At 41.0% G+C, this 26,035-nt stretch carries 27 protein-coding genes; 18 read left to right on the forward strand and 9 right to left on the reverse strand.

Annotation, left to right across the window (positions count from 1 at the left end; translation table 11 throughout):
* From RMZ42_RS07620 to nagA, 3 genes are all read right to left on the reverse strand, one after another.
* Positions 1 to 1,534: NB-ARC domain-containing protein (locus tag RMZ42_RS07620; RefSeq protein WP_322670843.1), on the reverse strand; the 1,534-nt coding region annotated here is incomplete at its 3' end.
* A gap of 306 nt (positions 1,535 to 1,840) precedes the next feature.
* On the reverse strand, positions 1,841 to 2,248 hold the full coding sequence (locus RMZ42_RS07625; RefSeq protein ID WP_322670844.1) for a hypothetical protein: 408 nt from the start codon (positions 2,246 to 2,248) through the stop codon (positions 1,841 to 1,843).
* Between the two features lie 81 nt (positions 2,249 to 2,329).
* Positions 2,330 to 3,493: an N-acetylglucosamine-6-phosphate deacetylase gene (gene nagA / locus RMZ42_RS07630; protein WP_322670992.1), complete on the reverse strand. Its 1,164-nt coding sequence runs from the start codon at positions 3,491 to 3,493 to the stop codon at positions 2,330 to 2,332.
* A gap of 91 nt (positions 3,494 to 3,584) precedes the next feature.
* Here nagA and purE point away from each other — a divergent pair, with 91 nt between their 5' ends.
* From purE to RMZ42_RS07670, 8 genes are all read left to right on the forward strand, one after another.
* Positions 3,585 to 4,103: a 5-(carboxyamino)imidazole ribonucleotide mutase gene (purE, locus tag RMZ42_RS07635; protein WP_322670845.1), complete on the forward strand. Its 519-nt coding sequence runs from the start codon at positions 3,585 to 3,587 to the stop codon at positions 4,101 to 4,103.
* 168 nt (positions 4,104 to 4,271) lie between these two features.
* Positions 4,272 to 4,571, forward strand: coding sequence for a putative quinol monooxygenase (locus RMZ42_RS07640; RefSeq protein ID WP_322670846.1), 300 nt, complete (start codon positions 4,272 to 4,274; stop codon positions 4,569 to 4,571).
* 153 nt (positions 4,572 to 4,724) lie between these two features.
* A complete protein-coding gene (locus tag RMZ42_RS07645) occupies positions 4,725 to 5,504 on the forward strand; it encodes a class II glutamine amidotransferase (RefSeq protein ID WP_322670847.1) in 780 nt (259 codons plus the stop codon).
* A 422-nt stretch (positions 5,505 to 5,926) separates the two neighbouring features.
* Complete coding sequence (locus tag RMZ42_RS07650; protein ID WP_322670848.1) at positions 5,927 to 6,691, forward strand: sulfite exporter TauE/SafE family protein; 765 nt, start codon at positions 5,927 to 5,929, stop codon at positions 6,689 to 6,691.
* Between the two features lie 323 nt (positions 6,692 to 7,014).
* Positions 7,015 to 8,184: a sulfate ABC transporter substrate-binding protein gene (locus tag RMZ42_RS07655; RefSeq protein ID WP_322670849.1), complete on the forward strand. Its 1,170-nt coding sequence runs from the start codon at positions 7,015 to 7,017 to the stop codon at positions 8,182 to 8,184.
* Positions 8,185 to 8,432: 248 nt separating this feature from the next.
* The gene (cysT, locus tag RMZ42_RS07660; protein WP_322670850.1) at positions 8,433 to 9,293 is read left to right on the forward strand and encodes a sulfate ABC transporter permease subunit CysT; all 861 of its coding nucleotides are present in this window, start codon (positions 8,433 to 8,435) and stop codon (positions 9,291 to 9,293) included.
* A complete protein-coding gene (gene cysW / locus RMZ42_RS07665; RefSeq protein ID WP_322670851.1) occupies positions 9,280 to 10,155 on the forward strand; it encodes a sulfate ABC transporter permease subunit CysW in 876 nt (291 codons plus the stop codon). Before cysT ends, cysW begins: the two co-directional genes overlap by 14 nt.
* A 149-nt stretch (positions 10,156 to 10,304) precedes the next feature.
* Complete coding sequence (locus RMZ42_RS07670; RefSeq protein ID WP_289797696.1) at positions 10,305 to 10,571, forward strand: NIL domain-containing protein; 267 nt, start codon at positions 10,305 to 10,307, stop codon at positions 10,569 to 10,571.
* 130 nt (positions 10,572 to 10,701) lie between these two features.
* Here the strand turns inward: RMZ42_RS07670 and RMZ42_RS07675 are convergent, their stop codons facing one another.
* Positions 10,702 to 12,213 (reverse strand): hypothetical protein, encoded by a 1,512-nt coding sequence (locus RMZ42_RS07675; protein ID WP_322670852.1) that lies wholly within the window; start codon positions 12,211 to 12,213, stop codon positions 10,702 to 10,704.
* 692 nt (positions 12,214 to 12,905) lie between these two features.
* Here RMZ42_RS07675 and RMZ42_RS07680 point away from each other — a divergent pair.
* On the forward strand, positions 12,906 to 13,571 hold the full coding sequence (locus RMZ42_RS07680) for an NIL domain-containing protein (RefSeq protein WP_322670853.1): 666 nt from the start codon (positions 12,906 to 12,908) through the stop codon (positions 13,569 to 13,571).
* A 22-nt stretch (positions 13,572 to 13,593) separates the two neighbouring features.
* Complete coding sequence (locus tag RMZ42_RS07685) at positions 13,594 to 13,926, forward strand: NIL domain-containing protein (protein ID WP_322670854.1); 333 nt, start codon at positions 13,594 to 13,596, stop codon at positions 13,924 to 13,926.
* Positions 13,927 to 13,932: 6 nt separating this feature from the next.
* On the opposite strand, the gene RMZ42_RS07690 is transcribed toward RMZ42_RS07685, so the two are convergent.
* Entirely contained in the window at positions 13,933 to 14,523 is a 591-nt protein-coding gene (locus RMZ42_RS07690; protein ID WP_322670855.1) for a Crp/Fnr family transcriptional regulator, read from the reverse strand.
* A 180-nt stretch (positions 14,524 to 14,703) separates the two neighbouring features.
* Positions 14,704 to 15,429, reverse strand: a complete 726-nt coding sequence (gene cysE, locus RMZ42_RS07695) for a serine O-acetyltransferase (RefSeq protein WP_416211802.1) — start codon at positions 15,427 to 15,429, stop codon at positions 14,704 to 14,706.
* 216 nt (positions 15,430 to 15,645) lie between these two features.
* Here cysE and RMZ42_RS07700 point away from each other — a divergent pair, with 216 nt between their 5' ends.
* The 3 genes from RMZ42_RS07700 (at position 15,646) to RMZ42_RS07710 (ending at position 17,894) form a co-directional block, all read left to right on the forward strand.
* Positions 15,646 to 16,128 carry an Rrf2 family transcriptional regulator gene (locus RMZ42_RS07700; RefSeq protein WP_322685903.1) on the forward strand — a complete coding sequence of 161 codons (483 nt, stop codon included), beginning with the start codon at positions 15,646 to 15,648 and terminating at the stop codon, positions 16,126 to 16,128.
* A gap of 18 nt (positions 16,129 to 16,146) precedes the next feature.
* On the forward strand, positions 16,147 to 17,109 hold the full coding sequence (gene cysK, locus RMZ42_RS07705; protein ID WP_322670857.1) for a cysteine synthase A: 963 nt from the start codon (positions 16,147 to 16,149) through the stop codon (positions 17,107 to 17,109).
* 437 nt (positions 17,110 to 17,546) lie between these two features.
* Positions 17,547 to 17,894 (forward strand): hypothetical protein, encoded by a 348-nt coding sequence (locus tag RMZ42_RS07710; protein ID WP_322670858.1) that lies wholly within the window; start codon positions 17,547 to 17,549, stop codon positions 17,892 to 17,894.
* A 249-nt stretch (positions 17,895 to 18,143) separates the two neighbouring features.
* On the opposite strand, the gene RMZ42_RS07715 is transcribed toward RMZ42_RS07710, so the two are convergent.
* Both RMZ42_RS07715 and RMZ42_RS07720 read right to left on the reverse strand, forming a co-directional pair.
* Positions 18,144 to 18,830: a cadmium resistance transporter gene (locus RMZ42_RS07715; protein WP_322670859.1), complete on the reverse strand. Its 687-nt coding sequence runs from the start codon at positions 18,828 to 18,830 to the stop codon at positions 18,144 to 18,146.
* 200 nt (positions 18,831 to 19,030) lie between these two features.
* Entirely contained in the window at positions 19,031 to 20,617 is a 1,587-nt protein-coding gene (locus RMZ42_RS07720; protein ID WP_322670860.1) for a hypothetical protein, read from the reverse strand.
* A gap of 229 nt (positions 20,618 to 20,846) precedes the next feature.
* Here RMZ42_RS07720 and RMZ42_RS07725 point away from each other — a divergent pair, with 229 nt between their 5' ends.
* The gene (locus tag RMZ42_RS07725; RefSeq protein WP_322670861.1) at positions 20,847 to 21,509 is read left to right on the forward strand and encodes a cadmium resistance transporter; all 663 of its coding nucleotides are present in this window, start codon (positions 20,847 to 20,849) and stop codon (positions 21,507 to 21,509) included.
* Positions 21,510 to 21,559: 50 nt separating this feature from the next.
* On the opposite strand, the gene RMZ42_RS07730 is transcribed toward RMZ42_RS07725, so the two are convergent.
* Positions 21,560 to 22,357 (reverse strand): sulfite exporter TauE/SafE family protein, encoded by a 798-nt coding sequence (locus tag RMZ42_RS07730; RefSeq protein WP_322670862.1) that lies wholly within the window; start codon positions 22,355 to 22,357, stop codon positions 21,560 to 21,562.
* Positions 22,358 to 22,787: 430 nt separating this feature from the next.
* Between RMZ42_RS07730 and RMZ42_RS07735 the strand changes: the two genes are divergently transcribed.
* The 4 genes from RMZ42_RS07735 (at position 22,788) to RMZ42_RS07750 (ending at position 25,931) form a co-directional block, all read left to right on the forward strand.
* Complete coding sequence (locus RMZ42_RS07735; protein WP_322670863.1) at positions 22,788 to 23,039, forward strand: hypothetical protein; 252 nt, start codon at positions 22,788 to 22,790, stop codon at positions 23,037 to 23,039.
* Between the two features lie 150 nt (positions 23,040 to 23,189).
* Positions 23,190 to 23,777 (forward strand): TetR/AcrR family transcriptional regulator, encoded by a 588-nt coding sequence (locus tag RMZ42_RS07740; RefSeq protein WP_322670864.1) that lies wholly within the window; start codon positions 23,190 to 23,192, stop codon positions 23,775 to 23,777.
* Between the two features lie 41 nt (positions 23,778 to 23,818).
* Positions 23,819 to 24,262, forward strand: coding sequence for a thioesterase family protein (locus RMZ42_RS07745; RefSeq protein WP_322670865.1), 444 nt, complete (start codon positions 23,819 to 23,821; stop codon positions 24,260 to 24,262).
* 838 nt (positions 24,263 to 25,100) lie between these two features.
* Positions 25,101 to 25,931 (forward strand): phytoene/squalene synthase family protein, encoded by an 831-nt coding sequence (locus tag RMZ42_RS07750; protein WP_322670866.1) that lies wholly within the window; start codon positions 25,101 to 25,103, stop codon positions 25,929 to 25,931.
* Positions 25,932 to 26,035 lie beyond the last annotated feature (104 nt).

A 26,035-nucleotide genomic window follows, 5' to 3' on the forward strand; every position in this document is an offset into this window, starting at 1 on the left:
TGATTTCCAAAGACTGCTGGTGGAACTCAATCGCTTGTTGGTACTGTCCCAGGGACTTGTAAACATTGCCCAATGAAGTGAGAGAAGCCTGATAATTCCAGTTTTCTCTAGCGCCAATTTCTCCCCATTTACTTACCAATTGCCCATATAATTCTACTTTGTCTGCATAATAACCCCGCAAGGTTAAAAAATCATTGCAAATCCAAATACTATCAAAGGCAGAGTCATAATCTTGCAACTGATAAAAGTGATCAAAAATTTCCAAGTATTCTTTAACATCATCTTTTGTTGTCCAAGGTGGTTGTTTAGCAATTGAGCGATAATAATCAATGGCTTTTTGATGCGCCTCACTGCGATCGCCAGCCTGATACCGCACATATTCCAAAACCACAGGCTGAAATTCAAATCGCCGCTTACCATTGAGTTTTTCTACCAACAAAGAACGCTTAACCAGATTCCTCAATTCTTCCTCAATCTCTGGTGCTGAACTTCCCGGCAACATGGCCACGGCTGCGGCACTCTCAACCGCACCACGATAAACACTAATATTCAGCAATAACGCCTTTTGTAACTCATTCAACCGATTAAAACTGGCATCCAACACCAACACCATCCCCACATTTTCCCGGCGATGGATACCTACCACTTGGGAATTTGTCAACAACTGCCGCAAATTCCCTAAGCCTAAATCTGCTAACCTACTTAAATCTGGGTCTTGTGAATATTCTGCCTTTAATAAGTCTGCTACCAATCTCAACAGTAGAGGATGCCCATCTACTAATTCCACAAACTGCGTTAAATCTCCCCGAATGCCTAATACAGTTAACAGTGCTACCCCTTCATCTACTTGCAAACCTTTCAGGGGTAGCCACTCAAAACCTTTTAATTCTGGTCTTTCCCTAGTGGTGACTATTACCTTACTATTACCGCCATGTTCCACCCATGCTTGGAAAAAGTCGCCGTAAAATAGACTTCCCCACTGTCTATCAGGTTGTAATAAACTCTCCAGGTTGTCAATGATCAGTAAAAATTGTCCAGAACGTAAACACCCAACTAGCGCTTCTACTAACTGCGCTTCTTGTTCTGGAACCGGAAAGCCAAATTCACCGAGGACTTGGCGGGCTAAATCGCTAAAACCTGCGCCATAACTAACATCAGCCCAAAATCGCTTGGGGAAACCGACAATTTCATCATAAATTTTCGTAGCCAGCATCGATTTACCTGTGCCACCGATGCCTTCTATACCAATTAAAAAGGTATTCTTATCAGTTAACCGTTGCTGTATTTGGGCGATTTCTGTTTTTCGTCCCTGCCAGTAAGCCAAACTTTTGTTAGGGTTGCCTGCTTTGAGAACTCCTGGCGATTCTGGTTGAGAGATTTGTTGCAATCGCTCTAGTACTGGTTCTATTCGGTCAACAATAATCTTGACTTCTACTGCATTTATCTGTCCTACTTGAGTTACCTTACTGTCACCGTAGGCAGTGAGATTCATTTCAATGTTGTTCGAGTTATTGGGGCTGGGTTCCTCTGCCATTGCTTACAGTAGGTAAAAATTTTGCTTGATATTGTGGCTGTGAACTCGGAAGTTCGTGTTCAGAACCCGGCCGTTCCTGTTCAGAACCCGGCCATTCCTGTTCGGAACTCGGCCGTTCCTGCTTAAAACCCGGCCACTCCTGTTCGGAACTCGGCCGTTCCTGCTTAAAACCTGGCCACTCCTGTTCGGAACTCGGCTGTTCCTGCTCAGAACCCGGCCGTTCCTGTTCGGAACCCGGTCGTTCCTGCTTAGAACTCGAAACATCAAAATTTTTAGGGTGGGCAGTACTCTATCCACCCTATTCAATTAAAAACTTACTTGGTTTGCGTCAATGTTCCCAACTTGCTTCACCGTACTTTGGTCGTAAGCATTAGCACTGACCTGAATATTGTCTCCGGGTTGGTTAGTCGATGCTTGTAAAATTTTAGCTATTTCCTCTGCAAGTGCTGTATCCGCTTCTAAAATCTTCTTGAGTTGCACTCGCAAACTTGCTTGTAAATCTTCATCCTCTGGCTTTTGTGCCACATCCGTTGCTGCTTCGTTCGCTGCTTCTTTCGCCTCTACTTTGGGATGTAACTTAGCCCAAATAGCTTTGGCTTTATTCCAAACATCCTCACCTACTTTCTGAGATGCCCCTTCTACGGCTTTGTTACCCACATTTAACAAAAATGGCAGACAGGGAGCGAGAAATTTAACGAGTAGAGCTATATCCATTGGTTTATGATGTCTATCTCAGAAATGTACATTTTTACTAAGTATATTAACGCTTCTTTCCCTGTCACCTGGAAGCGAAATTTAGCTCAATAATCGCTGCCAAGTTAATTCTTTTCTCGCTTCATCCCAATGCCAACGTAATAAATTAGCGGGTTGACTCTTAGCAATTCCAGATAAACCAATCGCTTGTCTAGGTGCATCTGTAGCTAGTAAAATCGCAGTCTCCACATCACAAATTCCCCACTTCACCAAATTCTGCACTCCCACTAATAAGGGTAAAGTCGTCCCCGATAAAGTGCCATCGGCTAGTCGTGCCGTGCCGTTTTTAACTTCAATTTCCCGACTGTCCCAAGGATACACGCCATCGGGTAGCCCCAGAGGTGAAAGGGCATCACTGACGAGGAACAGCCCTTTTTCTTCATAGCTAGCGCGAAGTAATATTTGCAGCATCGTGGGCGAAACGTGTTCGCCATCAGCAATAAAACCACACATCACATCAGAATGGGTAATTGCTGCCCCTAATAATCCTGGTTCGCGATGATGCAATGGCGGCATGGCATTGAAAGCATGAGTTACCATCGTTGCACCGAGTTCAAAAGCAAGTTGCGCTTGGGCTGATGTCGCCTGAGAATGTCCTAAACTAACGGTAATTCCCAAAGAACGCAAATATGGAATTACTTCACCAGTGGGATCTAATTCCGGCGCTAAAGTTATGACTTTTACGACGTGGGCATAATCTCCCAAAACCCGCTTTACCTCGTCAATTGTTAAGGGTAATAAGTACTCTGCTGGGTGTGCGCCGCACTTATGGTAATTCAAACATGGGCCTTCTAAATGGACTCCGAGAATCTTGGCACCAGCTTGTTGACAGGGGATAATATCAGCAATCACAGCAAGCGATCGCTGAATCTTTTCTACTGAAGTTGTCACAAGTGTCGGTAAAAATCCATCTACCCCGACATCCCACAAAAATTGCGTTATTTTCTGGAGTACATGAGCATTTTCAGCCGTTAAATCAGGAAATGCCAAACCCAACGCACCGTTAATTTGTAAATCAACGCCACCCAATGAAATCCAGTCACCTGCAACATCGATCGCAGATGCACAGATGTCTTTCCCGACTGTATCCATTGGCAAGATTTGCTCAATTATGCCCTCTTGATCGACCAAGAGCATCTGCAAATCTTTGTAACCAGTCACTCTAGCATTGATAATATCTACAGGATTTTGTGTTGCTTGGGTCATCACACTGAGGAGAAGATAGCTAAATCTCTCCGATTTTAGATGAAACAACCGACGATTAATCCAAAATCCAAAATCCAAAATCCAAAATTCTATGGCTCCCCTAGTTGGTATTATCATGGGCAGCGATTCCGATTTGCCCACTATGAAAGATGCGATCGCAGTTTGTGAAGAATTTGGCGTTGAGAGCGAAGTTGCGATCGTTTCGGCTCACCGCACCCCAGAACGTATGGTGCAATATGCTCAACTTGCACACCAACGCGGTATTAAGGTAATTATTGCTGGCGCCGGTGGTGCTGCCCATCTACCTGGAATGGTAGCGTCTTTAACTCCCCTTCCTGTGATCGGTGTTCCTGTACCCACTCGGAACTTACAAGGTGTAGATTCTTTGTATTCTATTTTACAGATGCCTGGTGGTATTCCTGTGGCAACAGTAGCGATTGGTAATGCCAAAAATGCTGGTCTTTTAGCAATACAAATCCTCGCAACTCATCAACCAGAATTGTTAGAAAAACTGCAACAATATCGCCAAACCTTATGTGACTCAGTAATTGCAAAGCAAGCAAAATTAGAACAATTAGGCTATGAGCAATATTTACAGCAGATGTTTTAATAAATATTAATACCAGAGCAGCAGGGAAAATGAGGGAGACAAGGGGGACAAGAGGACAAGAGGGAATTATTGAACAAATCTCTCCCTTGTCTTCCCCCTCTTCCTTGTCTACCTTGTCTCTTCTCAATGCCCAATGCCCAATGACAAATGACAAATAACAAATGACAAATGACAAACCAAACTATTCAGATTGTTGCCCGTATTATTGCTTTGCCTAACAAAGTAGAAGAACTAAAAGCTGTACTGTTGGAACTTATTGAGCCAACCCGTCAGGAGGCAGGTGCGATTAAGTATGAACTTTTGCAAAACCAATACGATCCAACAGACTTTACTTTTGTAGAAGAGTGGGCTTCTCATGAAGCCTTGAATACTCATCTAGATTCACCCCATTTCCAAGCGGCAGCAGCTAAACTCGAAGGTTTAGTGACTGCTGCACCAGATATCCGCCGCTACAATCTTTTGGCATAGTGTCATCATCCTAACTAGAAGCAGACTCTTTATTTTTGGAGATCGTTTGGAACATCTCAGCCTTAAATTCTAAGATTGAAGCGATCGCTCCAGAATCAATGCAGCATTCTGAAGTATCTTGATCCTGAGACCTTAGTCAAAAATTGAGAGCTAATGTGCCAATTGCTCGGAATGAATTGCAATGTTCCAACGGATATTTGCTTTTCTTTTGAAGGGTTTTCTGCACGGGGAGGAAAAACGGATGACCATCGCGATGGTTGGGGCATTGCTTTCTTTGAAGGAAAGGGATGTCGAATGTTTTTAGACGCTCAACCTTCTGTTGCTTCTCCGGTAGCGGAGTTTGTGCGGAGTTATCCCATCCACTCAACCCATGTCATAGCCCATATCCGCAAAGCTACTCAGGGTGAAATTGCCCTGCACAATTGCCATCCTTTCCGCAGAGAATTGTGGGGTCAGTATTGGGTGTTTGCCCACAACGGTAATTTGCCAGATTTCGATCCAGAAAATTTGGGCTTTTATCAAGCCGTAGGTGATACCGATAGTGAAAAAGCATTCTGTACGATCCTAGAAACATTGCGATCGCGCTTTCCTAAAGGTAAGCCCGATATCAAGGAACTGTACTTTGTGCTGCAAGAAATTACTGCTGTAATTGCGAAAGTAGGTATATTTAATTACTTATTATCAGATGGAGAACACTTTTTTGCTTATTGCTCAACTAATCTCAGCTACATTATTCGCCAAGCGCCCTTTGCTGCTGCTCATTTAATTGACCAAGACATGACCGTAGATTTTCGGGAAGTGACTACTGAACGCGATCGCGTCGCTGTCATTGCTACCACACCCCTGACTGACAATGAAGTTTGGACACAAATTCAACCAGGGGAATTACTAGTTTTTCAGGACGGGCTACCCCTGAAATATGGATTCAGTTAATCATAAATATTTGTTCAATTTTTCCCATTTAGATAATTTCTAAATGGGTTTTGTTTTTGATGCTATTTATATTGCAATACATCCAGTTCATCAAGCAATCAAATCCTAATGTAGAGACGCGATTTATCGCGCATTGAAAGACCAATCATCTATACCAATAACCCTCGAGCGCACAGTATTGGATGTAGCTCACTGTTGGAATTTATCAATTTATATAAAGTCCCCCAACTTAGTTGTTACCAATATATAAAATCTACCATTTATATTGGTATAGAATTATAAGTTTACACGGAATTATATTTATATTAATATAATTTCAAAAAGCTGTATTCCTTTCATACTAAAGGCTTTAGATATCTTTTATCTACTGCAAGCATTCTGTAAAAAAATGTATTGATAACAACATAAAGATCGAATCTCTAATGAATGCTACCCAATTACTTTTACTCATCGCAGTTTTCTTTCTCACAAGTGTTATAAGTGTCATTACAGGAAGCACTTCTTTAATTACCGTCCCTGTAATGTTTCAATTGAGCATTGAACCGCGTATTGCTCTTGCCACTAATATGCTGGCATTAACTTTTATGAGTGTTGGTGGTACATTGCCTTTTATTGGTAAAAAAGTAATTGACCGCAGTCGCTTGCCAATAATGATTTTATTAACACTTTTAGGCTCAATTATTGGTGCATTACTTGTTTTAGTTGTACCTTCAAAATCGATGCCTCTGATTATCTCGATTTTGATGATTGTAGTTACCGTCTTTTCAATCACCAATCGGAATGCTGGAATCGTTTCAAAAATAGGGAAACCATCACCAATAGCAGAAATTGTTGGATATGTGGCAACTTTTGTGCTTGGTGTTTATGGTGGTTTTTTTAGTGGTGGCTATGTCACTATGCTCACAGCAGCTTATGTCAGTCTATTTCGGATGACATTTGTGCAGGCGATCGCAAACACAAAATTTATCAACATTTTTTCTTCACTGATTGCCACTATTATTTTCTTTACACAGGGAATAGTTGATTACCAACTAGGTATTATTCTGAGTATTACTATGTTCATTGGTGGAGTTGTTGGATCGCGGGTTGCTCTCAGACTTAGTAACCTCTGGTTGCGCCGTATATTTCTCACTACAGTAATTTCTCTTGCACTCAAGACGTTATTTGATTTTGTTGCACTGCGTTGAGCGAAGTCGATATCTACGATGGTCACTGAGCTTGTCGAAGTGCGGACTACGCCTACGCTAGATTAGCTATTCTCTAGCAAGTTGCTTGATGCACCAGATAGTTGATTGCGATGCCTACAACGGGCCGCGCCTATGCAATTTGATAGTTGAAAGTAAAAGCATTTTTAATTTTTTACAGAACTGGTAAAATCACCATGTTCTTGATAAAGAATATGAGGTTTTTTGGTGTTTGCAACTAGATACATGGAATCATCCAGTATGATAAACACTATATAACTGTATTCCCATCAGTTATTTGTAGATTATTTAGTGGAGGAAATAGAATGAGTTTGTGGCAACGCCTACTGAAAAGGTTACAAGCGATGCCGAAGGCGGGCTACGCCTACGCGTTCAATAGAACGTATCGGTTCAGACTAAATTCGCTCAAAAGCTTTGTATCACTCTTTTTAGTAGGTACTGTATTGAGTGTAGCCCTTGCTGCCTGCTCTGGTGGAGAAACTGGGAGTACTTCTTCCTCTGAAACCCCTGCTGCTAATGCTACTCCTGTGGCTGCAAGCAAAGATAATGTTGAACTAACTTTAGTTTCCTTTGCTGTCACCAAAGCCGCTCACGAAGCAATTATTCCTAAGTTTGTAGAACAGTGGAAAAAAGATCGTAATCAAACTGTCGTCTTCAAGCAAAGCTATGGTGGTTCTGGTTCCCAAACTCGCGCTGTTATTGATGGTTTGGAAGCAGATGTTGTTCACTTAGCATTAGCTGGAGACACCACAAAGATTGAGAAGGCTGGATTGATTCAGCCGGGATGGGAGAAAGAAGTTCCCAACAATGGTATTGTCTCCAAATCTGTTGCAGCAATAGTCACTCGTTCCGGCAATCCTAAAGGCATCAAAAACTGGCAAGATTTAGCCAAAGACGGTGTGAAATTGATTACTGCTAACCCCAAAACTTCCGGTGGTGCTAAGTGGAATTTCTTAGCACTATGGGATTCTGTAATTAAAACAGGTGGCGATGAGGCGAAAGCTACTGAATTTGTGACTAAAGTTTACAAAAATGTGCCAATCTTGCCTAAAGATGCGCGGGAAGCTACTGATACATTCGCCAAGCAAGGGCAGGGTGATGTCTTAATCAACTACGAAAACGAAGTTCTTTTGGCACAACAAAAGGGCGAAAAGGTTGATTATGTTGTTCCCGATGTGAATATATCCATCGACAATCCGATCGCTGTGGTAGATAAAAACGTCGATAAGCACGGAACCCGCGAAGTTGCTGAAGGTTTTGTGAAATACCTCTATAGCCCAGAAGCACAGCAAGAGTTTGTCAAATTAGGATTCCGTCCTGTGGATGAGACTTTAGCTCAAACCAAGGAAGTTACTGACAAATTTCCCAAGCTGAAAACTCTGGGTACAGTTGCAGACTTGGGCGGTTGGGAAGCAATCGATCAGAAGTTCTTCGCAGATGGGGGCGTGTTTGACAAGATTCAAGGCAAAAAATAATTCGTAATTCGTAATACTCGCTGCGAGAAACAAGCTACGTAATTCGTAATTCTGACTCCACAACTTTCTTTTCTCCAAAATTAAAAATAGTTGGTCTGTGGTTGAATTACGTTAGCGTAGCGGTAGCGAGTCCGCGTACTCTGTAAGAGTTGCAAGCTACGCTTTTAGCGTCTCGTAGAGAGCGTCATTAGCAATTACGAACACTGGCAAAAAGCTCCTTGTGAATTTTAAATTTTGAATTTTTCACTATGACATCTGTATCTCCTTCTGTGGAAGTTGAACGCAAAACGCCATTCTGGAAGGGATTGGGACGAGTTCCTTGGACTTGGCGAATCACCATTGCATACCTGACGGTGATGTTGTTTGTCCCCATAGCTGCCATGTTTCTGAAAGCAGCTACAGAACCTCCATCTAGGTTTTGGGCGATCGCAACCAGTGATATCGCACTAGCAACATACAACGTAACTTTTGTGACGGCAATATTTGCTGCCTTACTCAATGGCGTATTTGGAACTCTGATTGCTTGGGTTCTGGTTCGCTACGACTTTCCCTTCAAGCGCTTGATTGATGCCACAGTGGATTTACCCTTTGCACTACCAACTGCCGTAGCAGGGCTAACCTTGGCAACAGTTTACAGTGATAACGGCTGGCTAGGTTCGCTACTAGCACCACTGGGAATAAAGGTATCTTTTACCCGCACAGGAGTAGCGGTAGCAATGATATTTATCTCACTACCTTTTATCGTGAGAACTGTGCAACCCGTGCTTCAGGAAATGGAACATGAAATTGAAGAAGCCGCTTGGTGTCTGGGTGCTTCTCAATGGCAGACCTTCTGGAAAGTGATTTTGCCACCTTTATTTCCCACGATTTTGACTGGTGTTGCCTTGGGTTTCTCCCGTGCAGTTGGGGAATATGGGTCAACTGTGATTATCTCTTCCAATACGCCCTATCAAGATTTGATCGCACCTGTACTGATTTTCCAACGGCTAGAGCAGTATGACTATTCTGGTGCAACAGTAATTGGCATAGTTTTACTATCAATTTCGTTGGTACTGTTATTGGCAATTAATTTCTTACAAGCATGGGCAAGGCGATATGACAGTAGATAAGCCAAGTTTTCACTCATCTGCATCTGAGACACATACGGCCAAGCCAAAAGAGCAGAAGAGTTGGGTGCCAATAGTTTTAATTGGGATAGCGATCGCTTATTTAGCCCTAGTTCAATATATCCCGGCAATTAACGTTTTTGTCCAAGCCTTTAGTAAGGGTGTTGGGCCGTTTCTATCCAACCTGACGCGACCAGCTTTTATCCATGCAGCTTGGCTGACACTGTTATTAGCTGTGATTTCTCTACCTTTAAATACGGTATTTGGTTTATGTGCAGCTTGGGCGATCGCTCGTCATAAATTTCCTGGACGCGCCGTAGTTTTGAGCATAATTGACCTGCCCTTTTCGATTTCGCCCGTAGTTGCAGGGTTAATGATTGTGCTACTTTACGGCCGGAATGGGTGGTTTGGCCCTTGGCTCCAGGCTCATGATATCAAGATTATCTTTGCCTTTCCAGGTATGGTACTGGCTACAGCCTTTGTGAGTATGCCCTTTGTGGCGCGGGAAGTGATTCCGGTTTTAGAAGAGTTTGGTAAGGATCAAGAAGAAGCTGCTAGAACTCTAGGTGCGAAAGATTGGCAAATATTTTTGCGCGTCACTCTACCTAGTATCCGTTGGGGCTTACTCTATGGTTTAATTTTGACCAATGCCAGAGCAATGGGTGAATTCGGAGCGGTTTCAGTAGTATCTGGCAACATTGCTGACCAAACCCAGAGCCTACCACTGTTTGTAGAAGACGCTTATAAACAATACGAAACTGAAGCGGCTTTCTCTGCGGCTGTACTGTTAGCGTTGTTAGCAGTAGTAACCTTGGTGCTGAAGGAGATTCTAGAACGAAAAACCCGCATTAAAGACGTTGAATAGAAAAATCAAGCAATTATAGTTATCTTTTGAATAGGATACAAGCAAATCATGGGACATGGTACGAGCTACCTAGTACCTATCAGGTAATTACCGTTAGGGTTAAGAGTAGTTCTGTACCAATCCCGATTAGGGATTGAAATAACTCAGATATGGCTACTGACAATACACTTACCAATAAGCGGATTCGACTTAGAATTCCTAAAGATTATCACCAGGAACCTGTTATTTCTCGCCTGGTGTCTGACTACGGACTGATTGTGAATATCACAGCAGCGATTTTGGGAGCAAATGCTGTCGGAGATGGTTGGTTTGACCTTGAACTACAAGGAACAGATGCACAAATTCAAAGTGGGTTAACTTATCTCCGCGATTTGGAATTGGAAGTCTGGGATGATACTAAAGCAAGCGATTGGTAAGGATTATAGCAACACAAACAGTTTATTTATCTGATTTTAAGAGAATTGCAACCCGCAGATCCCCGACTTCGTAAAAGTTGTCGGGGATCTTGTTTATGATGAATGATTCAGAATTGGTGTAGTGGTTTGTCTACAAAAGGGTATACCAAATACCGTTATCATTCTGACGTAAAATACGGTATTTTCCCTGAAGAAATTCTAGCATTCTGGGAAAATTTTTGTCGATAGTAGGCTGCTGAATATAATCAATAAAGATATAAGGAGGCTTAGATGAATCTAACTCTTCTAGAAGTTTTGTCCATTGCTCAGGCAGGAAATATTCAAGTGCCCAACCACGTAGCGATGTTGCCTGAGTCCGATTGGAGAAGTAGTAAATAGATGGATCGCCAGCTACATAAATCTTACCAGGAAGACTTCGTGGTTGGGAGATAAATTTAGCCTCTGAACGAAGAGATGGATATTTTTCTCTAAAAACAGTCTGATATTTTAATCGTGTATCTTCAGTTAAAGCAAAGTTATTATTAGCCAGAACAATGCTCTTTTTTATCAGAGTGTGCGATAAAGGGAAGAAAAACAAAAATATCAGCAGGATTGCCGTAAATGGGGAACTCAATTTTCTTAAAGACTCCCATAAAACATCTAATCCTTTAGTTGCTAAAACACCTAAAGGTACAAACAATAGTAAATAATGGTATTCCCAAAATGCCCCACGTTGTAGAACAATCACACCCCAAGCAAATATACACCAAATCACAAGTAGCAAAGTCAATATATTCTTAGACTTACGCAATGATACATCTACTGCAACAGTAGCAGCTAAAATTAGAGGGTAAAAATTATTTAAGAACCATTTGATTCCTGCAAAAAGCCCACTTGGGTTAAATTGGGAATTAGCAACAATCCGAGGTGGATATAAAAAAAATGTCTGATACAAAATTGGTAAACTATTAAACCAGGCAAAATAGCTAACAATACATAAAATAGGAAATATAATCCCCATAAAAATGGGAATAAAGATTTCTACAAATACTTTTGGAATTGGCTGCCGTTTGATCAGTAAAGAATATATCAAAATAGTTAGCCAAAAGGAAAGTAATATTAGTAAAAGTATTAATTTAAATGTGATAACGATTCCACCAATAAAGCCTGATAGTAAAAGTATAAAAAATGCTTTTCTACCTTCATATTTAAAAGATTGAGAAGTTAACCAAACACAAGTAAATAAAGGCAAACTAACCAATGCTTCCACTTGAGTCAGATGCCAAGGCTGTGAAACAGTATAGTAAACGCCAACCGTTAACAAAGGTACTAGACTTGCGATTATCGGATGCTGAAAATAGCTTTTGAGACTTAGCAACAATACTATAGACAGAAACACCATATAAATAAGTTCAAAGAGATGGATACCAATCTCATTAAAACCAAATAAAGTTCCTGCTAAAAAGTAAAAGCAAAAAATTCCTGGTTGCTTCACATCCCAAAAATCACGATAGAGTAATTTTCCTTGTTGCATCTCCAAAGCACCAAGCCGAAAAAATGCTTGATCTCCGTCAAATGGAAAAGGTAAATGTATAAGACCAATAATCACAATCCCAATCAAAACGAGAAAGTCAATTTTATTTAATTTAGTAATATTAATCATCAAACTTTATAATCAAAAGTTAACCGACTATCTTATGCTGATTAATATCCTAACAGGGTAAAGAACAAGGTAATTTTAGGATATGAATTTAAAGTTTAAAGTTTTCGCGATCGCGTCAGCACTGACCAGTCAGTTTATTAATAATTAACTCAAGTACAAACTAAGTCCTACATAGTTGCGTGTGGCTCGCTCATGTCGTTCAAGAGGTTTGCTTTCGTCCTTATCGATGGCTTTAATTTAACTAAGTACTCAGAGATTTGGTGAGCGTTCAGTTTTGATTCCAAGATAATGACGATATCAGTGAAGAGACAGATGAAATAAATTCCCAATTCGTTTATTGTCAAGTACTCTACATACATTGCTCCTAACTTACGTTAATTTGCTGATTGCTTTTTTACGGTTTTTGTGATACCTTCCTGTAGATAACAACCAAATACATTAAACCTGTAGATTTACCGTAGTTTAATAAAAAGCCAGAAATATGAAAATTTCTATCAGGCTGATATTCAACCACACACAGTTGAATTGTAGGGGCACGGCATTAACAAGATTCTCTGCCGAACCCAAAAATTGCGTAGCACTTCGGCATGGTTCGACTCCCTTCCCTGCGGAACACTACGCGAACGACTGCGCTCAGGAGCCGCTCACCAGCCGTGTTACCACCGTAGGCATGGCGATGGGAAATTAATCTGATGTCTCAGAGTAAATCTGTAGAACCCGCTTCAGTCCATAGTCGAATTCTCGTGCCTCAACGGTATAACAGGCAACCCGTAATTTCTCGACTGGTGTCTCGTTATGATTTAACCGTCAATATTAAAGCTGCATCCCTGACATCCGACAGTGACAGCGATGGCTGGTTTGATTTGGAACTTTCAGGAAATCCTCAAAAACTGACAAATAGCTTATCTTACTTGCAAGGATTAGGAGTGAATTTGCTGCAACTAGCGATCGCTAACCAAATTCAACCCAACCAGCACACTCTACCTTTCCCAAATCCAGGTAGCAAATTGAGTCCCAAAGACTCTGCATGGCTGACAAATAAATGGCAAGAACAATTCCAGCAATGGATTTCTCAGGGTCAAACCAATCGATTACGCTTGCAACTGTGTATCTTAAAATCTTATTACCAAGAACCAGTGATTTCCGAGTTAGTTTCTGGTTATGGACTAACAGTCAATATCACCAGCGCGTTACTTCAACCCGATACGCAAGATGACGGCTGGTTTGACTTGGATTTGTGGGGAAGAACAAAGCAACTCTACTCTAGCTTGAGTTATTTAGAAAAACTGGGACTACCGATTTGGCTAGATTTGTCTAGCGTTTATAGCGATGTCTACGACGGGCTACGCCTACGCTAATTAATAAAATCATCACTATTCAATGTCAGCACTAAATAACCAAAAAACCAATTCCCAAAATAGATTATCACTGCTTTCTTCAGTTTCTGAAAAAAGCCAAGTCACTCAGATTCGTTTGCGGATACATATTCCCAAATGCTATCTGCAAGCGCCCGTGATTTCGCAGTTAATTTCTACCTACGGCTTGGTAGTTAATATTACCAAAGCTGTGCTACAACAAAATACAGAAGGATGCTTTGACATTGAACTGCGGGGAACAGTGCCACAAATTTCTAGCGGTTTAGCTTACCTAGAATCCTTGAATCTTAGAATTGTGGGCAAGCCGAATGCTGACGGCGATAGCTGGTCTTACTGAAATAATTTAAATTTCATAGTACCAAATTTCTTCTTCTCGCAACACAATTCGATGTAGGGAGAGGCGATCGATCAAGCCCTCTTGCTCAAACTGCCCAAGAACACGAGTGATCGTAACACGAGTTGAACCGAGCATTTCCGCCAGGTCTTCATGAGTCAGACGCATATCTATTAAACGTCCCTTCTCAACTTCCGAACCAAACTTTTTGGATAACCATGCCAATAGCTTGATAAGCATAGTATCCACTTTTTTATGGCTACGAATGATCATCAATTCTTGAGCCTGTTGGATATGGGCAAGTAGAGTTTCTGTTAATTCAGTCCACTCTTCTAGAGGTAAAACTGTTGCCTCCACTTTAGTTAGGCATTCCATCTGATAAGGTTCTAATTTTGACAACCTTTTACCAACGACATCCCCAGGGCCCCACAATCCCAGAGCAACAGTTGTACCATCTTCCAGATAGCTAAAAGTTCTCACAAAACCCGTTTCAATCTTCCAAAGGTCGTTATGATGCTCTGGCAGAAATGACCTACGGGCAAAAAGTTGCTTAGTATTGTTACTGCTTGAACTAGATAAGCTTGTGTACAAAGACACCATATATATAAAACTATTCTCCGATAAATTAACCGTAGTATTATATTTATATCAGGTTATAAGAACCTATGGATATTTTAAAGAGGGGAGAGGGGAGAAGAGAGCAGGGGAGGCAGGGGAGCAGGGGAAGAATAACTCATGCCCAATGCCCCATGCCCAATGCCCAATGCCCCATTCCCAAAATTAAATTCCCGCACCATCAAGAAAATCTTCAATCATCCCATCAGAGTTTTTGCTCTTAGAGTTGTCAGTTAATTCGTCGCCAAGCTCAGTTGGGGACAAACTTGATTGTTCCAACTGCTCAAACTGTTTCTCTAGAGACTTGACGCGTTCAAATAAAGCACGAATGACTTCAGCTTCTACGTCGCGTACTTTATCATGATCCAGAACGTTGCTATTTAAGTTGTTCTGACGAGTTACGCGCCCTGGAATCCCAACTACTGTAGTGTTACTGGGAACATCTCGTAGTACCACAGAACCGGCTCCGATACGGACGCGATCGCCAATTTGAATATTTCCCAATACTTTTGCACCTGCTCCCACAACCACATGAGAACCTAAAGTTGGATGGCGTTTGCCGCTTTCTTTCCCAGTCCCGCCAAGGGTGACACCTTGATAAATCAGAGCATAGTCACCTACGATCGCAGTCTCGCCAATCACAACTCCCATACCGTGGTCAATAAACACTCCCTGACCAATTAATGCCCCAGGATGGATTTCAATTCCGGTTAAAAACCTACTAATATGAGAGATGAACCTTGGTATAAAGGGAATTCGAATTTTATACAACCAGTGCGCCAATCGATGAAACACTAGAGCTTGCAGTCCAGGGTAACAAAACAATACTTCTAGCCAGTTACGGGCTGCTGGATCGCGCTCAAAAATGGTTCGCAAATCAGTTATTAGCATACTCTGTTGAGATTTTTGTTGGTAGGTGAGGCTCTGAAAACAGAAACTCAGGATGATTCCCAAAAAAAAGATCGAGTCCTTATATTGGGAATTGTGTAATATCTAAATCTACGGTAAGTCGATAGAGTATAGTGTTTTTGTGGGTAATAAGTGGGATGTTATCACATTCCACAGTTGAAAAAAATTAATTTCGCATAAACTGCGATAAGTCCCCCAATTCACCGTAGTATATTGAGTACAGTGTTGAATAGCCAAAACTACGCTCTCTTGGATCTGTCTTCCAAAGTGGAATACGCGCTGCTGGCACTATTAGAACTGGCAAGCCACCACGGAAAAAAACTTCCTTTAACCATGAGCGAGATTACTGCCAAACAACCCATACCTGAGCGCTATCTGGAACAAATTTTGACCAACCTCCGGCGTGCTGGTGTGGTGCAGAGTCAACGCGGCTCTAAAGGAGGTTTCGTTTTAGTTCGGGAACCTTGGCAGATTACAATACTTGAAATTGTCACTTTGGTTGAAGGCGAGCGGAAAGAGAAAGATACCTCTAACTCTCCGACTCTGGAAAAGACTCTGGTTTATGAAGTTTGGGAGCAAGCTAACGCTGCCTCAATAGAAGTTTTGGGTCGTTATACACTCCAAGACTTGTGCGAGGAAAGAGAAACTCGCGCCCAGCAGAGTCCAATGTATTATATTTAGACACGACGGAGTACCCACATGCGGATAGCGAAAGATATCACAGAGTTAATCGGCCGAACTCCTTTAGTTCAATTAAACAAGATTCCCCAAGCGTCAGGAGCGGTTGCTCGGATTGTGGTGAAGCTAGAAAGCATGAATCCAGCATCTTCTGTGAAAGACCGGATTGGCGGGAGTATGGTGGAAACGGCAGAAGAAGCAGGCTTGATTCACCCTGGAAAAACTATTTTAGTAGAGCCGACTTCTGGAAATACAGGAATTGCGCTAGCGATGGTAGCAGCTGCCAAGGGCTACCATCTCATTCTAACGATGCCTGACACAATGAGCCACGAAAGACGATCCATGCTCAAAGCTTATGGCGCTCAACTAGAGTTAACGCCAGGGGTAGAAGGGATGCGAGGAGCGATCGCTCATGCAGAGCAGATTGTAGCTAAAACGCCCAATGCTTATATGTTGCAGCAGTTCCGCAACCCTGCTAACCCGAAAGTTCACGCCGAAACCACAGCCGAAGAAATTTGGAATGATACCGATGGAGAGGTAGATATTCTCGTGGCGGGAGTAGGTACTGGTGGGACGATTACGGGAGTTGCAGAAGTTATTAAAAAACGGAAGCCGAGTTTTCAAGCGATCGCAGTTGAACCAAGCAACAGTCCGGTATTAGCAGGCGGTAAATCAGGCCCTCACAAAATTCAAGGTATCGGCGCGGGATTTGTCCCAGCAATTTACCGTTCAGAACTGGTAGATGAAGTGATTCAGGTAGCCGATGAGCAAGCGATCGCTTACAGCCGTCGTCTCGCAAAAGAAGAAGGATTGCTATCAGGGATTTCGACTGGCGCTGCTTTATACGCGGCTATTCAAGTGGCACAACGGCCAGAAAATGCGGGTCGCCTCATCGTCACGATCCAGCCTAGCTTCGGCGAACGCTACCTCAGCACCTCACTGTTCAAAGATCCAGAAGAGAATGAGTGGTTGAGTAAAGTTTAATATTTGATTTTGTAGCGTGTGTTATACCTATTTGGATAGTTGATTAGTCACAATATATAGCGGTTCCCATTCAGATGCGGTACAACATTATATTGCGAGGTGTAGGGGCATGGCAGTGCCGTGCCCTTACAGCTATACCTCACGTAAACGAGAACCGCTATATACAGTGCAAATCATCGTTTGATAAAAGTTAAGCATACGCAATGGTGATAAGCGATCGCTTTGATTTTGAAAATTTTCCAACAGTTATTAATCTTGACCTTTTGATATATGACTCTAATCTGTCGAATGATAGGTTGGTGAGTTTTTAACAAGTCATATAATTTTTTAGTGGGTAAATTCTTTCTTGTAGCGATCGCTCCTTAATAAAGATTAGTAAACAAAATCACTTTGTACTGAAATTATTGCAATCAAATTGCAATACAAGGATTCATATTATGCATAAAATTTCCCAGCAGACTATACAAACCGCACAGAAACATGCTCAGGAATTACTTGAGCAAGGCAAAGCAGTAAAAGAGTTGGGTGAGAGTTTACAAACAGATGACCATACTAGTCACCAACAAGGCAAACGCATTGAAGATAGCGGAGAAAGTATCCAGAAGCAAGCGCAGAAAGTCAAAGATTTGACGAAAAAATTAGCAGAAGATGGCTCAACAGAAGTGTTTACAGAGGCAGTAGAGGAACATATAAATATAACTCAAACTCATATTGAAGCAATTAAGGAATTTCAAAAGACATTGCCTCTTAATGTTATAAATCGCTCCCCTAAAAAATGCGAATGAAAGTGATGGCTTTTTTATAGGTATTGTTTTGAATCCTGTCAAAAGCTGAATTCTAAGAGAACGTCTAAAAGGTTTTTTGTATACACCGAACGCTCAAAGCTCCCCTTAAAAAGAGGGACTTCAAGGTTATTCTTTACCCTTTTTTAACAGGGTAAGGGGGGATCAACCAATATTTGATACTTCTCAGACATCCTCTAACTACTAACTGGAAACAGAGCATCTTCAATTCTGCTTCTAAATTATTTTTTGTTAATGGTTAGCAATATCACTTTTTACCAAAACTGTTAAACAGCAACAACTAGCAGCTAACTTGATTGGACTCAAAGCTTCACTTTTTAATACAATAAAAGCGCCTAATCCGATAAGAACAAAAGGTACAAGATTATTTATGTAGCGAGTCAATACATTAGCGATGACTCTGTTATTAGTTAATTTGGATGCAGCGTAGCACCAAACTCCTAACAATAGAAAAAATAATCCGATAATCACTAAAAAAGTCTCTAAGTTACTACTAGCAAATAAAGGCACGTAGACACTAATATTATCGCTACCATTGGCAATTGTAACGGCTGCCACACTATAAGCTTGGGGAGAAAAAAAACTAGTAATTGTTGATGCTTCCGCTTCTTCTGTTCCAGCTATAACTTCTTTTGATGAATCTTCTTCCCGATTCACTAAACTACTGATACCTATGGACATTGGTAGTAAACCAAGTAATCCAATCCAGCTTTTTGATAAAACTAACCCACCAAACAAACCAGGAAGACTAAGAATTAACAGAACCGTAAAACCTAGAAACTGACCAGCAACTATATGCTGGGGGCGAAAATTAGCATTTATTTGAGAAAAAAACAACAATAAAATGACAATATCATCAATATTAGTGGCAATGAACGCAATTGCCCCTGTAGTCATTGCAGTAACTAACTCGCTCATATTTTAAGAGAAATATAGACATGCTTTTACGTATTGGGGAGCATCCTACTCTGTAGTCAGCTACTTTCTCTGACGCAATTCGTTCAAAAACTAATTTTTACTAATTATTAAGCAAGGCATCAAAAGCCGAAACTACATTACTTTACTCACAATTAAATTGTATACAGTATGTGTACAATTTAATTGTGGTAATTCTCGTTTTAGGCCAAACTGCTGTAGGAGAAAGAGCTATCTGCAAAGATAAAATTCTCAAAGCCAATTGTTGAAAGGGTAATGAGATTGTCATTGTTGTTGAAGGTAATATTGGCAGGGTTTAGACTATTGCTAGAAATAACACCAGATACACTAACTTCAGAACGCTTGAAAGCGCTCACATCAAGGGTATCAAAACCACTCCCGCCATCAACAATTGCAGACCCGAAGCCTTTGAAGTAGTCATTTCCAGTCCCTAGTTCAAAGCGGATACCGCCACCGATAGTGACTTTCTGTTGAACTTTATCGATATTATTGGTAGCAGTAATTTTGTCATTTCCATCGCCAGTCCTGATAATTCCTTGCCCATAAATTCCATAGGCAATACCACCAATTGTGGTTGTTGCTTGTCCAGTAAGGATGTCACGATCATTACCTGTATCAATGATGGAATCATTGAAGATGCCATAGGCTAGGATGTTTGCTTCCAAGCTGGTTGCAGAACCCTTAATCGTGTCCTTGTTTTCACCAGTAGTGATAATAGCTTTTTTAATGTTCTGTATGCCGATGCTAGTAGTGCCGATTTTAGCACCGCCGTCGCCGCTTTCGTCTACGCTCGTGTAATTACTAGTAGTGTCCTGGGCGAAACCTTCGCTACCAGTACCACCAGTACCACCAGTACCAGTGCCAGTGATAGTGTCATTTCCGTCCCCTACATCAAAACTGCCACTGTTGCTGATCCCGATTCCATTACCGCCATCGCCGCTTTCGCCTCTGAATATACTGGGGGGGATGGAAGCAGTAAAGGCATAGGCGGTACCTTCGCGACCATTACCACCAGTACCAATGCCTGTGATAGTGTCATTTCCATTCCCTGCATCAAAATTGCCACTGTTGCTGATGCCGATTCCAGTACCGCCGTCGCCACCTTTAGAATTATCGCCTCCCTGAAAGCCGCCCTGAATGCCAATACTGCCAGTACCAACGCCTGTGATAGTGTCATTTCCATACCATGCATCAAAACTGCCACTGTTGCTGATGCCGATTCCAGTATCGCCTTTACGGTCTTTAAGAGCATTGGGTGTACCAAAGACACGGAAGCCAGTGCCACCAGTACCAGTGCCAGTGATAGTGTCATTTCCGTTTCCAGCATCAAAACTACCACTGTTGCTGATGCCGATTGGAGTAACGCCAGTACTAGTGCCAGTGATAGTGTCATTTCCGTTTCCAGCTTTTAAACTGCCACTGTTGCTGATGCCAATTCCATTCCCTGCATTGAGACTACTACTGTTGTTGATGCCAGTGCCTATAAATTTCAAGCCAGTACCGATGCCGGCAATCATGTCACTTCCATCCCCTGCATAGAGAGTGCCACTGTTATTAATGCCGATGCCAATAACAGGTTTCTTAGGCTTAGTACTACCTGTGCTAGGCTTACCAGTACCAGAAATACTGTCATTTCCTGAAAACGTATTAATCACACCTCCATTTAAAATATCAATACCAATTGCCACAGATGCATTTGACTCTTCTGCGGCTAAAGTATCGATACCGGAAGTACCGATGAAATTAGGTGGAACCGTAAGTCTAGGCATTGACAAAATCCTCCTTGTGAGAATAATTACTTTGTCATTTTAAAGCTTAGTTGTGCCAGAAGGTTAAAATAATTCGTAATTAAATTAGTTGGAAATTTAGATCCCAACTTTCTTATAAACCACCAAAAAATATAATTTAGTGAGGAATTTAAACTCAATAATTACGAATTACGAATTACGAATTAGTGAATTTGGTATGGTGGTAAATCGTAGATTCTAAAAATCCAGCATGAGTCAGCTAGGGACAGCCTTCAGTGAAGGGATAATTGCCTTCATCGCCACTAACATAGATGACATCATTATCTTGTTAATATTTTTTTCACAAGTAGATGCTAATTTTCGGCGGCGGCATATCTTACTCGGTCAATATCTGGGTTTTACAGCCATTATCATCGCTAGCTTACCAGGATTTTTTGGTGGATTGGTTGTACAGCGAGAATGGATAGGATTGCTAGGACTACTACCAATTGCTATTGGTATTCAGCAATTAATATTTAGAAAAGAAGAAACTATAACAGTTCAGACAGTCAGTAGTGATTTTAGAAAGTCTACACCTACTAACCCGGTATTGTCTTTTATTCTGAGTGTTTTGCATCCTCAAACCTATAAAGTAGCAGCAGTAACGATCGCTAATGGTGGTGACAATATTAGTATATATATCCCTTTGTTCGCTGGTCATAACCTTACCAGTTTGGGAGTAATTTTAGGTATATTTTTTATCATGGTAGGGGTTTGGTGTGCGATCGCTTATTTTTTAAGTCGTCAACCTACCATTGCTAATATTTTAAGTCGCTACGGTAAAGCTGCCGTACCTTTTGTGTTAATTGGCTTGGGTCTGTTCATTATGTATGAGCGAGGTACATTCACTCTACTATCTTGGGTAAGAAGTTAATCAACGTTGGATTTTGAATGCTGGATTTGGGAGCTAAAATCTCAATTTGGTTACACTTGATGAACTAATTTCCAACTTACCATCATCAAAATGGCGTAAATAATAAACCGTAGTGGGCGCTGGGGAGCTACTTGGCAGATTTTAGCACCTAGTAACACCCCAGGCACAGAGCCTAACCATATAGGAAGTACCAAACTCCAATCAACTGTTCCCAGGCTGAGATGACCAAGGGCTGTAAACAGCAGTAAAATCGCTGCGTGTGAAATATCTGTACCCACTAACTTCCGGGCATCAAGACGGAAAAACCCAATCAGCACTAGGGCAAACATTGAACCTGAAGAGACGCTAGTTAGACCGACAAAACAGCCTAAAATTGCTCCCAAAGTAATTGTTATAAATCGACCGAAGTTAGTTTCTAAGTCTAACTTTGGCAGTTCGGGTAAATTAAATTTGGGGAAAAAAGTCAATAACAACAATTGCACTAGTGCTAACACTGTGACTAGCAAAATCATCCCACCCAGCAAACGGAGCAAGATATTATCCAGGTTATACTCACCTGTATGTTTAATGAGATGCAAAATCCCCACTCCGAATAATGAGCCTGGAACACTTCCAAAGGCCAACCATTTGACAACTTTTGTATCCAGGGTTTTTTGTTCCCAATGCTTGACGCTACCAACAACCTTCATCAATGTGGCAGCTACAACATCAGAACTCACGGCGATGGAAGGTGGAACCTGAAAAACAAAAATCAACATTGGAGTGATGAGAGAGGCTCCGCCAATTCCCGTCAAACCAACTATGATGCCAACGAAGAAGCTTAAGAATGGTAGTAATAAATAGTGCATACTCTTTGGGGGTTTGAGAAAGTCAGCTAGAACTTCACTACTAGAGAGCAATAACTCAGCCGAATCACAGCCCACTGGTAGATAGAGCTAGTCATGGCAAGTTATTGTGTTTCTCAAAAGATGAGTGACACAAGGAAAGGTTATCCAGCTAAAAGTTAGGGCAGAGGATTACTGGACAACTTAAAACCTGTCTGGAAGTTTTTGGAAGTATGACAACTGGCATTTAGCTGAAACAGACTTTGATAACTGCTTATAGGTCAGTTGTTTGACTAAAATTAACTTCTTACTGGTTTTTCTGCGGTTTTACATACAAAAGCCCGTAAAGCGATGTACTTACCGTATTTTACTTGTAAACGCCATCAAACGTCCAGCGTATTCGCTTTGTATATCGCTATATTCTCTGGATAATAGACCGCAAGTCTAATAACTCATGGAAAATTTTGTTTTTACAACCCAGCCAAAATCCTGTTTAGCAAAGCTCAAATCGCCAATATTGCTGCTGAAATTTCTGTTGATGCCAAAATTTATCATTGCCGACACTGGAGGTAGCATCAAAACTAATAGTATTTATGACCGGGTGAAATCTGCGTTGTCTGGACGTTGTGTTAACTTACTTAAGTATATTGTCTTCACTTCAAATGCCATCGTGCAAATCTATGTATGGCTTGACTTCATCAAATAAATCTTTGTTCAGAACTCAGCGTTGAAAAATACTTGACCTGCAAACATATATTATGGTAGAAACAAAAAGACTGTTCGGTCGGTAATTTTGAATTTACAGTAATTTTTAGTTCAATAAACTCACAACTCCCTACTCTAATAAATCGCTGTAATGTCCAAAGGCGAAGAAACAAAAAGTAGAATTCTCCACCAAGCAGCCGAACTGTTTAACCAACAGGGATATGCAGGCTCATCGATGTCAGACATTATGCGTGTAACTGGATTGCAGAAAGGAGGAATTTACAATCATTTCCAAAGCAAAGACGATCTCGCACTACAGGCTTTTGATTTTGCGATCGCTCGCATTAAACAGCATACTAGATTTGCATTACGAAGCAAACACCACGCAGTAGAACGTCTGCAAGCAATTATTGGGGTGTTTAGTAGCTTTGCAGAAAATCCACCGATTAAGGGCGGGTGTCCACTGCTGAATACTGCTGTGGAAAGTGATGATGCTCATCCGGCGTTGCGAGAACGTGCTCAACAAGCGATGAACTCTTGGCTACATCTAATTTGTCGAATTATTGAAAAAGGAATTGAAAAAGGTGAAATTCGCCCGGAAGTGAGTGCTGATGAAATCGCTACCATCATAATTGCAACGCTGGAAGGAGGCATAATGATCAGCAAGCTTTATGGAGATTCAATTCATATCCATAGAGTAATGAATCACCTGAATCAATACTTGAAAACTTCTCTTTAATTGAACAGACCAAGCAGTATTAAAAAATATCAAGATCAATAATGCTAGTAAATAACAACTTACACAGACCATTAGAAGTAGTATTAGCAATTCCTGTCAAAACATACGACATTGATTTTATGGGAATTGTGAGTAATATCGTGTATATCAGATGGCTAGAGGATTTACGTCTAAAGTTTTTAGATGAACATTGGCAACTCAATCAACAAATTGAGCTAGGATATACACCAATTCTAGCTGGGACTGAAATTGAATATAAACGTCCAATAAAGATTATCGATCGAGTGATTGGACGTTTATGGCTGAGTGGTTTAGGACGCTTAAAGTGGACTGTGCAAGCTGAAATTTTATCTAACAATGAGTTAGCAGCAGTAGCTAGTCAGAAGGGTGGTTTTGTCAGTCTGCAAAATAATCGTCTTATTCCCATTCCAGAGGAATTACAGAAAAAATATTTACAATATCAACAAGGGATTCAGAAAATTTAATAATTAGGAATACTTCGATATTTTTTTGAGTTTTTACAGACTATTCGGTTTGTTTGTAAACATAATCTGGACTATAACACCGATTCTTGATGAATACGCGAAATAACCCCAATGCCTATGGCATCTCCCCTTGCTAAGAGCAGATGGGGAGGTGTCCTCTCATTCCCACTTCTTGCAAAAGTCGGGAAAAGGTATGGAATTTTCCCTTTTATTGTCAATCTCGTAAATATACGGGAACTTCTTGTTTTGAATTTTGGTCACTTTATGTCACTTTGAACAGCAAAGCGGTTCTGACTCCAATAGATTAGGTATAGTCTATAGTCACAACTCAGGCATTACAGCCTTATATGTCGTCCAATTTAACTGACCCTAACTCTTCGCTAAATCACTGTACTCATCCAAAGGTATATACCAATGCTGTTATCCGTTGTCAGCTTTTCCTGAATTGTCTTTATATATACAATCATTCCACTTTCTTAGTCAGATTAACGCAGACTTAAAGCACTTTCAAATCGCTAAAATGTATGTTTGCTTATAGAACAATTTCGTCATATCCAACCAAATATTACCATAATTCTTTATATGTATGCTAAAAGTTTATGAAAGCTATATCAAACGACACTTTAAACACTTTTGCACCCAAAAACCTCTATACTAGACTAGACTTTGATAAATTTGAGAGTTTTGTTAATTGCAACACCAAAAACTATCAATTTTTAGATGAAATACTAGCGTATCTTATAGTCTATAGTTTTTAAAGTTTAGTCAAAACTATATCCAGTATCATCAAAAAACTGGAAACTTCATGTGGTGCAAAAATCAAGTGGGGAGTGAAAACATGAATTTACGTAGAGATGCATTGCAAATCCTCAAAGAAACTAGCCGAACTTTTTATATTCCAATTAGTGTTTTACCGCCAGGATTGCAAGAAGCAGTAGCATCAGCATATTTGTGTATGCGTGCTATTGATGAAATTGAAGATCATCCCGAACTAGATAACGCTACTAAAGCAAAGCTGTTAAGAACGATTAGCTTGACATTACAGGCAGGAGTTGATGGCTTTGCGGTAGATGCTTTCTTTGCAGGATTTAGTGGGTATGAGAATTCATTAGAAGAAGTCACTTTGAGGATTAGAGAATGGTCACTGCTAGCACCAGACACCATTGCACCTCGAATTTGGGATGCCACTGCTGCAATGGCAGACCGGATGGCTTATTGGGCAGAAAAAAACTGGAAAATTTATACAGAATCTGATTTAGATCGTTATACCTTTGGAGTTGCAGGTGCAGTGGGACTGTTACTTTCTGACTTATGGACTTGGTATGATGGAACACAAACGAACCGTACCCAGGCGATTGGGTTTGGTCGCGGTTTACAAGCAGTTAATATCCTGCGTAACCATACTGAAGATTTGGGGCGTGGGGTAGAATTCTTCCCAGAAGGTTGGAGTGCAGAAAATATGCAAGACTATGCCCGACGCAATCTAGCCCTGGCAGAAGCTTATATCAAAGACCTTCCTACCGGGCCAGCCTTAGATTTTTGTCAAATCCCCTTCACTTTGGCAAACGGCACTCTTGACGCCCTTGCTAATGGTAAAGAGAAACTCAGCCGCAGTGATGTTTTTGCACTTATCGAACAGCTGATTAGTGTGAACATGAAAGCTAGCTAATAATCTCTTAAGGACTAATGAAGATGATTCTAAATTGCCTCCAAATTTGGGCATCCAAAATTCTACAGCGACTTTCTGTAGGGTAGCCAGTGCGGTTTTCTCCC

Origin of the sequence: Nostoc sp. DedQUE05 (assembly GCF_034530955.1) — a bacterium.
Lineage (GTDB): Bacteria > Cyanobacteriota > Cyanobacteriia > Cyanobacteriales > Nostocaceae > Nostoc.